The following is a 15,558-nucleotide window of genomic DNA, read 5'->3' as shown; positions in this document are numbered from 1 at the left end:
GTTGCTTCCCAGTGGCCGCCAGCCGGCGCCGCGCCGCTTGACCTTGCAGGCAGCAAGGCGCTGCGCGGCGCAACACCATCTGACGGCCATTGGGAAGCAACGCGGCATGCGCCATAAGCGCTAACAGGCCCTGGGCCGCGTGCTGTGCTCGGGCGCATTGTGCGTGCGCAAGCCCGATGCCGGGATCTTCCGGCGGGCGCTGGCGCATTTTGGCGCCGCCGCGCGCGACACGCTGTTCCTCGACGACAAGCCGGCGAACGTGGCCGGCGCGCGCGCCGAAGGCCTGCTCGCCGAATGCGTGCCCGACCGCGAAGCGCTCGCGGACGCGCTGCGCAGTCACGGTTTCGCCCTGTAGCGTCCGCACGGCGGACGCACGCAATCGTCTTCCGGATCGGCTACGTTTCCAGGGTACCGGCCGCAACCCGCGGCCGCCCGACCGGACCTGTCCCATGCGCCTGGAAACCCTAGCCATCCACGCCGGCGGCGAAGCCGATGCCGCCACCGGCGCGCTGACGCCGCCGATCCATCTCGCCACCACCTTCCGCCACGGGCCCGCGGCCGAGCGCGTCGCCGGCTACGAGTACCAGCGCGAGGGCGACCCGACCAACGATCGCCTGCGCGCCGCGATCGCCGCACTGGAGGGCGCCGAAACGGCGCTGACCTTCGCCTCCGGCATGGCCGCCATCGCCGCCCTGCTGGAGTCGCTGCCCGCCGGCGCGCGGATCCTGGTGCCGGACGACTGCTACACCGGCCTGCGGATCCTGGCGGCGGAGTTCCTGCCAGGGCGCGGGATCGAGGTGGTCACCGTCGACATGACCGACCTGACGGCGGTACGCAACGCCTGCAACGGCGGCATCGCACTGATCTGGGCCGAGACGCCGTCGAATCCGCTGCTGGCGGTGAGCGACATCGCCGCGCTGGCTGCGATCGCCCGCGAGCACGATGCGCTGCTCGTCTGCGACAACACCTTCGCCTCGCCGGTGCTGCAGCAGCCGCTGGCGCTCGGTGCCGACGTCGTCATGCACTCGACCACCAAATACTTCGGCGGCCACAGCGACGTGCTCGGCGGCGCACTGGCATTCGCACGCGCCGGCACCGACACCCTGTTCGAGCGCGTAGCCCATCGCCTGCACATCACCGGCGCCACGCTGGCGCCGTTCAGCGCCTGGCTGACGCTGCGCGGCTGCCGCTCGCTGCCGGCGCGGATGACGATGCACTGCGCCAACGCCCGGCGGGTGGCGGAATTCCTGTCCGCGCAGCCGCAGGTGGAGCGGGTGCATTACCCGGGCCTGGACACCCATCCCGGTCACGCGGTCGCGGCGCGGCAGATGCGGGATTTCGGCGGCATGCTCAGCATCGAGCTGCGCGGCGGGCGCGATACCGCGCTGGGCCTGGCCGGCGCGGTGCGGCTGTTCACCAATGCCACCTCGCTCGGCGGCTGCGAGTCGCTGATCGAACACCGGGCATCGGTCGAGGGCGAGCGCCCGGTCTCGCCGCCTGGGCTGCTGCGGCTGTCGGTCGGACTGGAGCACATCGAGGACCTGATCGACGATCTGCGCCAGGGGCTCACCGGGACCTGACCCGGCCGACGCGAAACATGAGCGCCTTCGGGGGGCGGGAGCCATGCCGGGCGCTTGCTCCGTCTCTCCTCTTGGCGATCCGACCCCCGCAGAGTTCAAAGAGCGCCTTCGAGTGCTGCGCGGGAGCGGTCTCGGTCGAAGGGCTTCCGAGCCCGACAATGCGAATCACCGATGCGGCGTCCGGGCCGAGGCATGCGGACAGCAGGCCATGGGTGAGTACGGGCCGCTTGCGCGGAAGTGCCGCGCGGCCCATGCGAACGCCCGGCGCGCTGCGCCGGGTCGATGCGCGCAGACGCAGAGGGCGACCAACGCCAACTGCTATCAACCAATTATGATTCTCATTTAGAATCTCATTTCTGGCGTTCGCTGCCCGCGCCCCTCCTCCGGACCTCTAGAAAGATGCCGAATCCCCCGATGCTTTCCCGACACCTGCCGGGCTCGTTCCTGTGCATGGCGATCCTGTCCGCCCTGCATGCCGCCCCGGCGCACGCCGAGGTCGCCATAGCGCCCGACCCCGCCACGCTGGACCGCATCCAGGTGATCGGCAGCGCTGCCCGCGCGCGCGAGGTCAGCGGCGCCGCGCAGTACATCGGCAGCGAGGCGCTGGCGGACTTCGAGTACACCGACATCCAGCGCGTGCTGCGGCAGGCACCGGGTGTCTACGTGGTCGAGGAGGACGGCTACGGCCTGCGCCCCAACATCGGCATCCGCGGCTCCGGCATCGACCGCAACAGCCGCATCACGGTGATGGAGGACGGCGTGCTGATCGCGCCCGCCGCCTATGCCGCGCCCGCCGCCTACTACTTCCCGCCCGCGGCACGCATGAGTGCGGTGGAGATCCTCAAGGGCGCGGCCGCGGTGCGCAGCGGCCCGCGCACCACCGGCGGCGCGATCAACCTGATCTCCACGCCGATCCCGGACGCCAATCTGGGCGGTTACGCCAGCCTGCTGCTCGGCCAGGACGACACCGTCCTCGGCCATGCATGGCTGGGCGGGCAGCAGGACAACGGCTTCGGCTTCCTGATCGAAACCGTGCAGCAGCGCAGCGACGGCTTCAAGCAGCTCGACGGCGGCGGCGGCACCGGCTACGACCTGCAGGACGCCCTGGTCAAGCTCGCCTACACCCACGACACCGGCGAGGGCCCGATGCAGCGCGTCGAGCTGCGCCTCGGCCGCAACGACCAGGACGCCGACGAGACCTACCTGGGGCTGAGCGACGCCGATTTCCGCGCCACGCCGGACCGCCGCTATGCCGCCAGCCAGCTCGATCATCTCGACGTCGAGCACACCGACGTCCAACTGCGCCACACCATCGCCTTCGACGACCGCATCGACCTCAGCACGGTGCTCTACCGCCACGACACCACCCGCGCCTGGTACAAGCTGCAGGACGTCACCGGCGCCGGCCTCGGCACGGTGCTCGACGATCCGGCCGCCTTCGCCGAACAGTACGGCTGGCTGACCGGCGGCGACTCTCCGGACGATGCGCTGCGCATCCGCAACAACAACCGCAGCTATGACGCCCGCGGCGCGCAGACCGCGCTGGGCTTGCGCATCGACGGCGACCGCGTTTCGCACCAGCTGCAGCTCAGCGCGCGCTATCACGAGGACGAGGAGGACCGCTTCCAGCAGGACGACCGCTACCGGATGCAGGACGGCCGGCTGGTGCTGACCACGCCCGGCCTGCCCGGCAGCCAGGACAATCGCGTCGGCAGCGCCGAGGCCTGGTCCTACTACCTCGCCGACGAGATCACCATCGGCCGTCTGACCCTGGCCCCGGGGCTGCGTTACGAGGACATCCGCCTAGAGCGCGTGGACTACGCACGCACCCCGGACGGCCGCCAGCAGGCGCCTACGGGCGTGACCCGCACCGAGGTCGATCAATGGATCCCCGGCTTCGGCGCCAGCTGGGCCCTGGCCGACGGCTGGACGCTGTTCGGCAGCGTCAGCCGCGGCTTCAATCCGCCCGGCCCCGGATCCGACGCCGCCCCCGAGCGCAGCCGCAACCACGAACTGGGCGTACGCGTGGACCGCGGCGCCCTGTCGGGCGAGGCGGTGGCCTTCTACAACGACTATTCCAACCTGGTCGGCACCTGCACCGAGTCCACCGGCGGCGGCTGCAGCATCGGCCAGCAGTTCGACGGCGGCGAGGCGCGCGTCGGCGGGCTGGAGGCGCGCCTGTCGTGGACCGCCAACCGCGACGGCGCGGTGCGCTATCCACTGCGCGCCAGCTACACCTGGACCGATGCCGAGTTTCGCAACAGCTTCGGCAGCGATTTCGAGGAATGGGGCGACGTGACCCGGGGCGACGCACTGCCCTACCTGCCCGAACAGCTGCTGTGGCTGAGCGCGGGCGCCGAGGGCGAGCGCTGGTCCACCGACCTCAGCGCGAGCTACGTCGGCGAGATGCGCGAGGTCGCCGGCCAGGGCGCGATTCCCGCCGGCGAGCGCGTCGGCAGCGCGGTGATCGTCGATCTCGCCGCCAGCTGGCGCATCGCCGGCCGCCTGGAGCTGCTGGGCAAGGTGGAGAACCTGCTCGACGAGACCTATCTCGCCGCACGCCGGCCCAACGGCGCCCGCCCGGGCCGGCCGCGCACCGCGTTCGTCGGGATGCGCTACCGGTTCTAGTCGCGCCCGCCGGGACCGGGACGGGCCACGCATGGCCTGTCCCGAAGCTCAGCGCACGAAGGCGCGCAGCGCGGCACCGAGTCGCGCCAGGCCATCGGCGACTTCCGCATCGTCGATGTTCAGCGGCGGCACGAAACGCAGCACGTCCGGCCCGGCCTGCAGCAGCAGCAGGCCGTGCGCCGCGGCGTGGTCGAGGATCGCGCCGGCACGGCCGGCATACGCCGGCGCGAGCGCGGCGCCGAGCATCAGCCCGCGGCCGCGGACCTCCGAGAACAGCTGCAACTCCTCGTCGAGCGCGGCCAGCCCGGCGCGCAGTGCGGCCGACTGACTTGCGACGTTGGCTTCGATCTCCGCGGAGGCCAGCTTGCGCAGCGCCACCCGTGCCACCGCGGCCGCCAGCGGGTTGCCGCCGAAGGTGGTGCCGTGGTCGCCGAACTGCATCGCCTCGGCGACCTTCGGGCCGGCCAGCAGCGCACCGATCGGAAAGCCACCGCCCAGCGCCTTGGCCAGGGTGACGATGTCGGGCACCACGGCATCCTGCCAGTGCGCGAACAGGGGGCCGGTGCGGCCCATGCCGCACTGGATCTCGTCCAGCACCAGCAGCGCATCGTGACGGTCGCACAGCGCGCGCACCGTCTGCAGGAACCCGGGCGCGGCCGGCATCACCCCGCCCTCGCCCTGCACCGGCTCGACCAGCACCGCGGCGACGTCGCCGGACGCCATCGCCGTTTCCAGCTGCGCCACGTCGTTGAAATCGACGTAGCGAAACCCGCCCGGCAGCGGCTCGTAGCCGGCGTGATACTTCGGTTGCGCGGTGGCGGTGACCGCCGCCAGCGTACGGCCGTGGAAACTGCCACGGAAGCTCACGATCACCCGCCGCTCCGGCCCGCGCCCCTGTGCCGTCGCCCATTTTCGCACCAGCTTGATCGCCGCCTCGTTGGCCTCGGCGCCGGAATTGCACAGGAATACGCGCACGGCGAAACGCGAGGCGCGCAACAGTTCCTCCGCCAGACGCAGCGGCGGCTCGCTATAGAACACGTTGCTGGTGTGCCAGAGCCGGCAAGCTTGGTCGGTCAGCGCCGCGACCAGGTCGGGATCGTTGTGGCCGAGCCCGCACACGGCGATGCCGGCGGCGAAATCGACGTACTCGCGGCCTTCGCTGTCCCACAGGCGCGCACCCTGGCCGCGCTCGAGCACCAGCCGGCGCGGCCGATAGACGGGCAGGTAGTGATCTGCGAGCGACAGGATCTCGTCGGTGGCGTCGGTCATGGTGGTGGCGCGGCCGTGGCGGAAGCGCATTCTCGCCGATCGCGGCAAGTCGGGCACAATCGGCCGATGCGCCCGTTCACCGCTCCACAGCTCAACCCTGCCAGCGAGACCGGCTGGCGCCGGACGTGGTTCGACATCATCTACCGGCACGACACGCCGGTGTCGCGGAATTTCGACCTGCTGCTGGTGGTCGCGATCCTGGCCAGCGTGCTGGCGGTAATGCTCGACAGCGTCGCATCCATCCACCTGCGCTACGCACGCCTGCTGTATGGCCTGGAATGGATGTTCACGCTGTTGTTCACCGTCGAGTACGCACTGCGGCTACTGGTGGTGCGACGCCCGCTGCGCTACGCGCTGAGCATCTGGGGCGTGATCGACCTGCTGTCGATCCTGCCGACCTATCTCTCGCTGCTGATCCCCGGCAGCCAGAGCCTGCTGGTGGTGCGGGTCCTGCGCATCCTGCGCCTGTTCCGGATCCTCAAGCTGACCCGCTACGTCGAGGAGAGCGGCGTGCTGGTGCAGGCGCTGTGGCGCAGCCGGCGCAAGATCTTCGTGTTCATCTTCGCGGTGGTCACGATCGTGGTGATCGCCGGTGCGCTGATGTACGCGATCGAGGGCCCCGACAACGGCTTCGACAACATTCCGCTCAGCATGTACTGGGCGATCATCACCGTCGCCACGGTGGGCTTCGGCGACATCGTGCCGCTCACCACGACCGGACGCTTCATCACTTCGGTGTTGGTACTGATCGGCTACAGCATCATCGCGGTGCCGACCGGCATCTACACCGCGGAACTGATCGGCAACCTGCGTGAGATGGATCAGGAAGCACGCAGCCACGACACCCGCGGCTGCCCGGGATGCGACCTGGAAGGGCATGCGCGCGATGCGCACCACTGTCGGCGCTGCGGCCATCGGCTGCCGGTGCCGATGGCGTGACGAAGGAAGTCGCGGACCGGGCCATCGGAAGGAGGACGCGGCACCGGCGGGCCCGCGCTCACCAACTGCCGGTGTTGGCCATCGATGCCCATGGCTCGCGCGGCGGCAGCGCCTCTCCCTTCTGCAGCAATTCGATGGAGATGTCGTCCGGAGTCCTGACGAAGGCCATGCGGCCGTCGCGCGGCGGGCGGTTGATGATCACGCCCTGCGACTGCAGGTGCTCGCACAAGGCATAGATGTCGTCAACCTCGAAGGCGAGGTGGCCGAAGTTGCGGGCATTGCCGTAGTCCTCGTCCGAACCCCAGTTGTGGGTCAGCTCGACCTCGGCCTCGGGGTTCTCCGGCGCGGCGAAATACACCAGGGTGAACTTGCCGGCGGCATTGTCCATGCGCCGGGTCTGTTTCAAGCCCAGGCCGTCGGTAAAGAATTTGCTGGTCGCGTCGAGGTCGTGGACGCGGATCATGGCGTGCAGGTATTTCATCGGTGGGGGCCTTTTTCGAGGAACAGATCGGTCAGCAGCGGTTGCGTCGGGTCGACCGCATAGCGGGAGAACTCGTCGACGCCGGCGGCGAACAGCACGTCGTCGTCGATCAGGAAATGACCGTAGAAATCGTCGGAGCGGCGGACCAGGATCGCGTGCGCGGCATCGGCGACGATCTCGGGTGTCCGGCATTGCGCGGCCTCCACGCCCGGGATCATCCTGATCGCGTCCGTGGCGATGACGGTGCGCGGCCACAGCGCGTTGATCGCCACGCCCTGAGGCCCGAACTCCTCGGCCAGCCCCAGGATCATGAAGCTCATGCCCATCTTGGCGAAGGTGTAGGCGGTGTGCGATCCCCACCATTTCGGATCGAGATTGAGCGGCGGCGACAGCGACAGGATGTGCGGGTTGGACGCCTTTAGCAGGTGCGGCAGGCAGGCCTGCGAACACAGGAAGGTGCCGCGGGCATTGACCTCCTGCATCAGGTCGTAACGCTTCATCGGCGTGTCCAGCACGCCCTTGAGCCAGATCGCGCTGGCGTTGTTGACCAGGATATCGAGGCCACCGAACGTGTCGACGGTGGCGGCGACCGCGGCCCGCACCTGCTCCTCCTCGCGGATGTCGCACTGCAGCGGCAGGGCCCTGCCGCCGGCGGCCTCGACCTCGGCGGCGACGCTGTGGATGGTGCCCTCCAGCTTGGGATTGGGCACCGCGGACTTGGCGATGATGACGACGTTGGCGCCATCACGCGCGGCGCGCAGCGCGATCGCACGGCCGATGCCGCGCGAGGCGCCGGTGATGAAGAGGGTCTTGCCGGAGAGAGTGGACATGGCGGTACCCGTGATTCGTGATTCGTGATTCGTGATTCGTCAGATGCTAGCGCAGGCCGGTTTCCGCTCTTGCGAATCCCCAATCACGAATCCCCAATCCCGGCTCTCAAGGCTTCGGCCCCTGCCCCTCGTTGTCCTCCCACTTGAGGATACGGCGGGTGACGAAGCGGTACACCGGCTTGCCGGTGCGGAACCAGGCGTCGCGCAGCCAGGAATGGCGCTTGAGCACGCGCCGCTCCACCGGCGTGAGCGATTCGCGGCAGTACATGCGCTTGTGCTTGAGCAGATGGCGCAGGTCCTCCCGCGCCAGCAGGCGCATCCAGCGCGAGCGCGGGTCGCCGACGGTGGCGAGCTGGAAATCGATGATTCCGGGGCTGCCGTCCTCCTGCACCAGCCAGTTGGCCTCCTTGGCGAGGTCGTTGTGCGCCAGTCCGCGGCGGTGCAGGCCCTGCAGCAGCCGGCGCGCGCGCCGGAAGTACTGCAGATCGCCGCGCGGCGGCCGCTGGTACATCGCCGCGCCCGCCATGTAGCTGCGGTCGAGGCGGCGCCCGTCCCAGCCCAGCAGCCGCGGCGTCGCCGGCATGCCGTCGATCCGCAGCAGCGCCCGCGCCTCGCGCCGCGCCAGCCACCACGCCGGCAATCGCAGCCACAGCGGCACGTGCGCCAGGTCGCGGCGCACGAACACGCCGTGCGCATCGCGCATCAGCGCGATGCGGCCGAAGCTGTCGGCCTTGAGGGCCTGGATCTCGATGGCGTCGTCGCGGGGCATCCGCTCATTGTAGAGGCCGCTGTACGGGCTGCGGCAGGAAACAGCGGCCGCAGCATAACGGCGCGCCGCAGCTGAGCGGCCTGCAACGATGGTCCAACGACGGCGCGCCGCATCGCCGCCGGCTGCCATAATTGCGCGATGACCGACGCCTGGTTCGACAGTCTCCTCGCCTGGATCAGCGCGCACCCGGTCGCCGCGGGCGGCCTGATCTTCCTGATCGCGTTCCTCGATTCGCTGGTGGTGCTCGGCATCGTCGTGCCGGCGTTGCCGCTGCTGTTCGCGGTGGGCACGCTGATCGGGCTGGGGCATATCGACGGTCCCTATGCCATCGCCTGCGCCGCGACGGGCGCCTTCGCCGGCGATGCCGTCAGCTTCTGGGTCGGCCGCCGCTGGGGCCCGCAGATGCACGAGCACTGGCCGTTCCGGCGCTACCCGCGGCTGCTCGAGCGCGGCGAGACGCTGTTCCGCCGCCACGGCACCAAGAGCATCCTGATCGCGCGCTATGTCGGCGCGGTACGGCCGTTCGTGCCGGCGATCGCCGGCATGCTGCGCATGCCGCTCAAGCGCTATCTGCCGGTCAGCCTGTTCGCGGCGGCGACCTGGTCGGCGGCGTTCCTGGCGCCGGGCTGGCTGTTCGGCGCCTCCTACGACGCGGTGGCCGCGGTCGCCGACCGCCTGGCGCTGGTGCTCGGCGCGATGCTGGCGGTGCTGGCGCTGGCCTGGGCCAGCGTGCTCTACACTTGGCGCTGGTTCGACGGCCACGCCAGCGCCCTGCTGGTCCGGGCGCTGAAGTGGACCCGCGCCCATCCGCGGCTCGGCCGCTACGCCGCCGCATTGATCGATCCCAACCGGCCGGAGTCGCCGTCGCTGGCGATCCTGGCGGCCTGCCTGCTGGCGATTGGCTGGGCCTGGTTCGCGCTGCTGACCACGGTGCTGATGCGCGGCGAGCCGCTGATGCTCGACCGCAACGTCTACGAATTCATGATGACGCTGCGCAATCCGCTGGCCGACCGCCTGCTCGCCGGGCTGGCATCGATCGGCGATGCGACGGTGCTGGTCCCCGCCGCCGGCCTCGCCATGCTGTGGCTGCTGTGGCGGCGGCGCTGGATCGCGGCGGCGCACTGGCTGGCGGCGCTGGCCTTCGGGCTGGTGCTGACCACCGTGCTGGAGAGCGTGATCGACATGCCGCAACCGCCGATCGCGCACAGCGGTTTCGGCTTCCCCTCGATGTCGGTAACGATGTCGACGATCACCCTGGGCTTCTTCGCGGTGCTGATCGCCCGCGAGTTGCCGGGCCGTTCGCGGGTATGGCCGTACCTGGTTTCCGGGGCGGTGGTGGCGCTGCTCGGGTTCGCCCGCATCTATCTCGGCGCGCACTGGCTGAGCGACGTGGTCGGCGGCATGCTGCTGGGCATCGTCTGGCTGCTGGCGCTGGGCATCGCCTACCGCCGCCACGTGGCGCGCTCGTTCTGGATGCGGCCGCTCGCCTTGATCTTCTACGGCAGCTTCGCGGCGGCCGCGCTTTGGCACGCGCCGCGCGCCGCGGATCCGCTGCTCTCGAGTTTCGTACCGCCGCTGCCACGCCTGGCGATGGCACCGGAGCAATGGTGGCGCGACGGCTGGCGCCAGCTGCCGTCGCGGCGCAACGAACGCGACAGCGAGCAGCGCTGGCCGCTGGACGTGCAGGTGGCCGGGCCGCTGCCGCCACTGCAGGCGCACCTGGAGGCGCGCGGCTGGCACGCGCAGGCGCAGGCGGACTGGACCGCCGCGCTCGGCCTGCTCGACGACGACGCCGCACCGGCCGGGCAGGTGGTGCTGCCGGCAACGCTGGACACCGAAGCCGAGACGCTGCTGCTGCGCCGGCGGGTCTCCGCGGGTCGGATCCAGGTGTTGCGGCTGTGGCGCGCGCCTGCCGTGCTCTCCACTGGGCTGCCGTTGTGGGTCGGCTCGGTACAGACGCTGCACTACACGCGGCCGTTCGGCGTGTTCGGCCTGTGGCAGCCGCAGGCCGACGCGCGCGAAGCGTGGCTGCAGCTGCGCGCCGATGTCGACGGGCTCGACGCGCGCGTCGGCCTGCACTCGCATTCCGGCCTGCCGGTGCTGCGGGTCCGCGTCGATGCGGCCGCCGACGCGCCGGTCATTCCTCCGACACGAACTCCAGCAGCTGCTGCAGCCGAAGATGCGGATCGGTCTCCTGCAGCACGCCCTGGCGCTGGGCGTCGCTGAGCGGCAACAGCTCCGCCAGGCGCCAGCCGACCCAGGCGGCATCGTCGAAGCGCGGTTTCGGAATCGCGGCAACATCGGTGCCGACCTGCTCCAGAATCCGCTGCAGCAACTCGCCCAGCAATGCGTGCTGCGGCTGCAGCGGCTCCTCGGGATCGTCGTCGAGCCAGTCGATGCCGGCCACCACCAGGCCGTTGTCGCGAACCCGCGTACGACGCACGTGAAAGCGCCGTGCGCCACGCACCCGCAGCGCCAGCAGGCCATCGGGATCGCGGTCGAAGTCCTCGATCAGCGCCTCGGTGCCGTAGGCCGCGGGCATCGCCGGCGCCCCCGCTTCGGCGCCCTCCAGGATCAGGCAGACGCCGAACGTGGCGCCGCTGCGGCCGCAATCGCGCAGCAGATCGAGATAGCGCGGCTCGAACACGCGCAGGCCGAGCGCCGCACCCGGCACCAGCACGGTGTGCAGCGGGAACAATGCCAGCGTCGGTCCTGGATCGTCCATGCGTTAGTTGTGCCACGGATCGGCCTGGATGAACACCGGGGGTGGGAATCGGGAATCGGAAAAGCGTATCGCTCTTGCCGTTACCCGGCACAAGCTGGGGGCCACCTTGATCTCGCGCGAAAAGCGAATGGACGACCAGCCTTCGGCTGTTGTAAAGCGCTTCCGGCATTCGCCGGAATGACGGCATAGGCGCTTCGTACAGCCGGGTTCGAGCTAGGCGTGCGGCTCTTCCCGATTCCCGATTCCCGATTCTCCATTCCCCGCTCCAAGCGCCGCCAGCAATCGCCGTGGTGCGTCGTCGAAGCCGCCGTTGGACATGAACACGACGTGGTCGCCGTCGCGCAGCAGATCGCACAGCGTGGCGATCAGGCTCGCGACATCCGTCACTGCACGTGCGTCGCCAGGTACCGCGTCGACCACCTTGCCGGCGTCCCAGGCGAGTTCCGGCCGGTGCAGGAACACGACCGCGTCGGCGTCGGCCAGCGACGGCGCCAGCGCGTCGGCATGCGCGCCCAGCCGCATCGAATTGCTGCGCGGCTCCATCGCCACCACGATCCGCGCCGCGCCGACCTTCGCGCGCAGCCCGGACAGGGTGGTGGCGATGGCGGTCGGGTGGTGGGCGAAATCGTCGTAGACGGTCACGCCGCCGATCTCGCCGAGCCGCTCCATGCGCCGCTTGACGCTGCGGAACGCCGCCAGGGCGGGAATCACGCCGGCCACGTCCACCTCCAGCGCCGCGCAGGCGGCCAGCGCCGCGAGCGCATTCATCACGTTGTGGCGCCCGAGCAGCGGCCAGCGCACGGTGCCGAGTTCGCGCCCCGCCCGCAGCACCGCGAAAGCGCTGCCGTCGGCCTCCAGTAGGCGCGCGCTCCAGTCGAAATCGCCGTCCAGGCCGAAGCGTTCGACCGGCGTCCAGCAGCCCATCGCCAGCACCTCGGCCAGGCGCGCGTCCTCGCCGTTGACGATCAACCGGCCGCGGCCGGGGACGGTGCGCACGAAATGATGGAACTGGCGCTGGATCGCTGCCACGTCGGGGAAGATGTCGGCGTGGTCGAATTCGAGATTGTTGAGGATCGCCACCGCCGGCCGGTAGTGCACGAACTTGCTGCGCTTGTCGAAGAACGCGGTGTCGTACTCGTCGGCTTCGACGACGAATGCACTGCCGGCGCCGATGCGCGCGGACACGCCGAAGTCCTCGGCGACGCCGCCGATCAGGAAACCCGGCTCGCGGCCGGCCGCCTGCAGCAGGTAGGTGAGGATCGTGGAGGTGGTGGTCTTGCCGTGGGTGCCGGCGACGGCGACGGTGTCGCGGCCGGGCAGCACCTGCTCGGCCAGCCACTGCGCGCCGGAGGTGTAGCGCAGTCCGGCGTCGAGTACGTGCTCCACCGCGGCGTTGCCGCGCGAAAGCGCATTGCCGACGACGATCGCGTCGCAATCAGGGGCGATGTGCCCGGGCCGGTAGCCCTGCCGCAGTGCGATGCCGAGCGACTCGAGCTGGGTGGACATCGGCGGATACACCGCCTGGTCGCTGCCCTCGACCGTATGCCCGAGCTCGCGCGCCAGCGCCGCCACGCCGCCCATGAAGGTGCCGGCGATTCCGAGGATGTGGAGTTTCAAGACAATCGGTTCCTGCTGGTGTCCGGGTCGGGTCGAGGGCCGCTGGCGCCCATCATCCCAGAGCCAGGTACGGCAGCGACAGCAGCAGGGCCATCGTCACGATCACCAACGCCACGGTCGCGTCGGACGCCTGCAGCGCCTGCTTCCACAGCCTGAACCAGTAGCGCAGCAGCCAGGCGAGCGCGACCAGTTCCAGCATCACCACGGCGACGAACGCCAGCAGCAGGCCGCCCGCGCGCTCCGCGGTCGGCGGCGGCTGCATGGCCAGCCACAGCAGCGGCAGCGACGCTACCGCGCGCACCGCCGCCGCCATCGCCAGTGCCTGCAGTGCCGGCAGCAGCAGGGCGTGCCGCCGGAAGCGGCGCAGCAACAGCCAGCACAGCGCGATCTCGGCCGCCGCCGCGGCCAGTGGCGCGGAAACGTCGCCAGGCATGCCGCCACGCGGGTCCCCGGTCGCCAGGATCATTGCGAGCGCCAGGGCCCACAGCGCCAGCGTCGGCGGCCACGCGGGTGGCAGCGCCTGCAGCGATCCGCGCAGGCACAGCCATCGCAGCCACGGATTCGGCAAGACTCAACCGGCGGGGATCGCCGCCGGCACGATCGCCGCGAGGATGCGCTTGAACACCTCGTCCAGCGAGCCGACGCCGTCGACCACCGTCAGCTGGCCGTGCTCGCGATAGAAGTCGATCACCGGCGCGGTCTGCTCGTCGTAGACCTGCAGCCGCTTGCGCACGGACTCGGGCCGGTCGTCGGCGCGGCCTTCGGCCTCGGCGCGGCCGGCCAGGCGCTCGATCAGCACCTCGTTGTCGACCTCGAGCTGCACCGCGGCGTCGAACGGCTGGCCGAGGCGCTGCAGCAGCGCGTCCAACGCGGCGGCCTGGGCCAGGTTGCGCGGGTAGCCGTCGAGGATGAAGCCGCCGCGGGTATCGTCGCGCGAGAAGCGCTCCTCCAGCATGCCGAGCAGGATTTCGTCGGAGACCAGGTCGCCCCGGGCCATCACTTCCTTCGCCTGCAAACCGAGCGGCGTGCCGGCGGCGACTTCGGCGCGCAGCAGGTCGCCGGTAGAGATGTGCGGCACCTTCAGCGCGTCCTTCAGCCGCGCCGCCTGCGTGCCCTTGCCCGAACCGGGCGCACCAAGAAGAACCAGTCGCATCGATCGCTCCAGACCAACGGAAATTCGGGTCGTCGCCGGTGGCGTTACACTGCCCGGGGCGCGCCCTCGCTGGCGCCAGCTTACCGTATCCACGCCGCTTCCCCGGCATCCGTCCGTCAACGTGAGTCCCCCATGCCCTCCGGAACCCTGCTCTATGCCCAGTCCGGCGGCGTCACCGCCGTCATCAACGCCACCGCATCCGGCGTCATCGCCGAGGCCCGCGCCCGCAAGATCAAGGTGCTGGCCGCGCGCAACGGCATCCTCGGCGCCCTGCGCGAGGAACTGATCGACACCTCCAAGGAGACCCCGTCGACCATCCGCGGCCTGGCGCACACCCCCGGCGGCGCCTTCGGCTCCTGCCGCTACAAGCTGAAGTCGCTGGCCGAGGACCGGGCCAAGTACGAGCGCCTGCTCGAGGTGCTGCGCGCGCACGACGTGCGCTGGTTCCTCTACAACGGCGGCAACGACTCCGCCGACACCGCGCTCAAGGTCTCGCAGCTGGCGGCCGAGTTCGACTACCCGCTGACCTGCATCGGCGTGCCGAAGACAATCGACAACGATCTCGCCGTGACCGACTGCTGCCCCGGCTTCGGTTCGGCGGCCAAGTACACCGCGGTGTCGGTGCGCGAGGCCGCGCTGGACGTGGCGGCGATGGCCGACACCTCGACCAAGGTCTTCGTCTACGAGGCCATGGGGCGCCACGCCGGCTGGCTGGCCGCGGCCGCAGGGCTGGCCGGCCAGGGACCGGACGATGCGCCGCACATCATCCTGTTCCCGGAGCGCGACTACGACGAGGCGGCGTTCCTGGCGCGGGTGAAGCAGGTGGTCGAGAGGATCGGCTACTGCGTGGTCGTGGCCAGCGAGGGCATCCGCACCGGCGACGGCCGCTTCGTCGCCGACGCCGGCGGCGGCAAGGACTCGTTCGGCCATACCCAGCTCGGCGGCGTGGCCTCGATCCTGGCCGGCCGGGTCAAGGATGCGCTCGGCTTCAAGGTGCACTGGACCCTGCCCGACTACCTGCAGCGCTCGGCGCGCCACATCGCCTCGCAGACCGACCTGCTGCAGGCGCAGGCGGTCGGCAAGGCGGCCGTGCAGTTCGCCCTGGCCGGACGCAACGCGACCATGCCGGTGATCCGGCGCACCTCGGACCAGCCCTACCGCTGGAAGATCGAGAGCGCGCCGCTGACCAAGGTGGCCAACCACGAGAAGAAGATGCCTGTCGGGTTCCTGCGCAAGGACGGCTTCGGCATCACCGCCTCGGCGCGCCGCTACCTGGAGCCGCTGATCCGCGGCGAGGCCTACCCGCCCTATGGTCGCGACGGCGTACCCGCCTACGTCACGCTGAAGAAGGTGCTGGTGAAGAAGAAGCTTCCCGGCTGGGACGGCTGACGACTTGCGGCGCGGGTGGCGCACGACGCTGAGCGCAGCGCCCGAAGCCTGCGACAAGCAAACGAACGCCAGGTCCGGCGCCACACCATGTTCCGATTGCGGAGACTGGGCCACCCGCGCCTGGGATGCCTGTGGGAGCGGAGGGAGGGGGGAAGGGGGCGACCGAGGGGTTTGACCC

At 70.4% G+C, this 15,558-nt stretch carries 14 protein-coding genes; 6 read left to right on the top strand and 8 right to left on the bottom strand.

The annotated features are described in order from the left end of the window. The first annotated feature begins 163 nt into the window (after positions 1–163). The 3 genes from AB5T46_RS16320 (at position 164) to AB5T46_RS16310 (ending at position 4,208) form a co-directional block, all read left to right on the top strand. Positions 164–355 carry an HAD-IA family hydrolase gene (locus AB5T46_RS16320; RefSeq protein ID WP_370565110.1) on the top strand — a complete coding sequence of 64 codons (192 nt, stop codon included), beginning with the start codon at positions 164–166 and terminating at the stop codon, positions 353–355. Positions 356–449: 94 nt separating this feature from the next. Beyond that, entirely contained in the window at positions 450–1,580 is a 1,131-nt protein-coding gene (locus AB5T46_RS16315; protein ID WP_370565109.1) for a trans-sulfuration enzyme family protein, read from the top strand. 414 nt (positions 1,581–1,994) lie between these two features. Beyond that, positions 1,995–4,208: a TonB-dependent receptor family protein gene (locus AB5T46_RS16310; protein WP_370565108.1), complete on the top strand. Its 2,214-nt coding sequence runs from the start codon at positions 1,995–1,997 to the stop codon at positions 4,206–4,208. A 48-nt stretch (positions 4,209–4,256) separates the two neighbouring features. Here the strand turns inward: AB5T46_RS16310 and AB5T46_RS16305 are convergent, their stop codons facing one another. Next, positions 4,257–5,477, bottom strand: a complete 1,221-nt coding sequence (locus AB5T46_RS16305) for an acetylornithine transaminase (protein ID WP_370565202.1) — start codon at positions 5,475–5,477, stop codon at positions 4,257–4,259. Between the two features lie 66 nt (positions 5,478–5,543). Here AB5T46_RS16305 and AB5T46_RS16300 point away from each other — a divergent pair, with 66 nt between their 5' ends. Beyond that, positions 5,544–6,416 (top strand): ion transporter, encoded by an 873-nt coding sequence (locus tag AB5T46_RS16300; protein ID WP_370565107.1) that lies wholly within the window; start codon positions 5,544–5,546, stop codon positions 6,414–6,416. A 58-nt stretch (positions 6,417–6,474) separates the two neighbouring features. Here AB5T46_RS16300 and AB5T46_RS16295 read toward each other — a convergent pair whose 3' ends face one another. The 3 genes from AB5T46_RS16295 to AB5T46_RS16285 all read right to left on the bottom strand — a co-directional run bounded on the left by AB5T46_RS16295 (position 6,475) and on the right by AB5T46_RS16285 (position 8,496). Beyond that, positions 6,475–6,897: a VOC family protein gene (locus AB5T46_RS16295; protein WP_370565106.1), complete on the bottom strand. Its 423-nt coding sequence runs from the start codon at positions 6,895–6,897 to the stop codon at positions 6,475–6,477. Next, positions 6,894–7,727 (bottom strand): SDR family oxidoreductase, encoded by an 834-nt coding sequence (locus AB5T46_RS16290; RefSeq protein ID WP_370565105.1) that lies wholly within the window; start codon positions 7,725–7,727, stop codon positions 6,894–6,896. Before AB5T46_RS16290 ends, AB5T46_RS16295 begins: the two co-directional genes overlap by 4 nt. Positions 7,728–7,833: 106 nt before the next feature. Then, on the bottom strand, positions 7,834–8,496 hold the full coding sequence (locus tag AB5T46_RS16285; RefSeq protein WP_370565104.1) for a phosphotransferase: 663 nt from the start codon (positions 8,494–8,496) through the stop codon (positions 7,834–7,836). 138 nt (positions 8,497–8,634) lie between these two features. On the opposite strand from AB5T46_RS16285, the gene AB5T46_RS16280 reads away from it, so the two are divergent. After that, positions 8,635–10,722, top strand: coding sequence for a bifunctional DedA family/phosphatase PAP2 family protein (locus AB5T46_RS16280; protein ID WP_370565103.1), 2,088 nt, complete (start codon positions 8,635–8,637; stop codon positions 10,720–10,722). Here AB5T46_RS16280 and AB5T46_RS16275 read toward each other — a convergent pair. From AB5T46_RS16275 to AB5T46_RS16260, 4 genes are all read right to left on the bottom strand, one after another. Beyond that, a complete protein-coding gene (locus AB5T46_RS16275) occupies positions 10,634–11,221 on the bottom strand; it encodes an LON peptidase substrate-binding domain-containing protein (RefSeq protein WP_370565102.1) in 588 nt (195 codons plus the stop codon). The two genes, AB5T46_RS16280 and AB5T46_RS16275, sit on opposite strands and share 89 nt — an antisense overlap. Positions 11,222–11,434: 213 nt before the next feature. Then, positions 11,435–12,802, bottom strand: a complete 1,368-nt coding sequence (mpl, locus tag AB5T46_RS16270; RefSeq protein WP_370565201.1) for a UDP-N-acetylmuramate:L-alanyl-gamma-D-glutamyl-meso-diaminopimelate ligase — start codon at positions 12,800–12,802, stop codon at positions 11,435–11,437. An 88-nt stretch (positions 12,803–12,890) separates the two neighbouring features. Next, positions 12,891–13,406 (bottom strand): hypothetical protein, encoded by a 516-nt coding sequence (locus AB5T46_RS16265; RefSeq protein ID WP_370565101.1) that lies wholly within the window; start codon positions 13,404–13,406, stop codon positions 12,891–12,893. 3 nt (positions 13,407–13,409) lie between these two features. Beyond that, entirely contained in the window at positions 13,410–13,991 is a 582-nt protein-coding gene (locus AB5T46_RS16260) for an adenylate kinase (RefSeq protein WP_370565100.1), read from the bottom strand. 132 nt (positions 13,992–14,123) lie between these two features. Here AB5T46_RS16260 and AB5T46_RS16255 point away from each other — a divergent pair, with 132 nt between their 5' ends. Beyond that, positions 14,124–15,380 (top strand): 6-phosphofructokinase, encoded by a 1,257-nt coding sequence (locus AB5T46_RS16255; RefSeq protein WP_370565099.1) that lies wholly within the window; start codon positions 14,124–14,126, stop codon positions 15,378–15,380. Positions 15,381–15,558: the final 178 nt, after the last annotated feature.

Source organism: Luteimonas salinilitoris (assembly GCF_041300785.1).
GTDB classification, from domain to species: domain Bacteria; phylum Pseudomonadota; class Gammaproteobacteria; order Xanthomonadales; family Xanthomonadaceae; genus Luteimonas; species Luteimonas salinilitoris.
The sequence above is the reverse complement of the archived record's forward strand: the minus strand, read 5'-3'. Positions and strand labels throughout refer to the sequence as shown.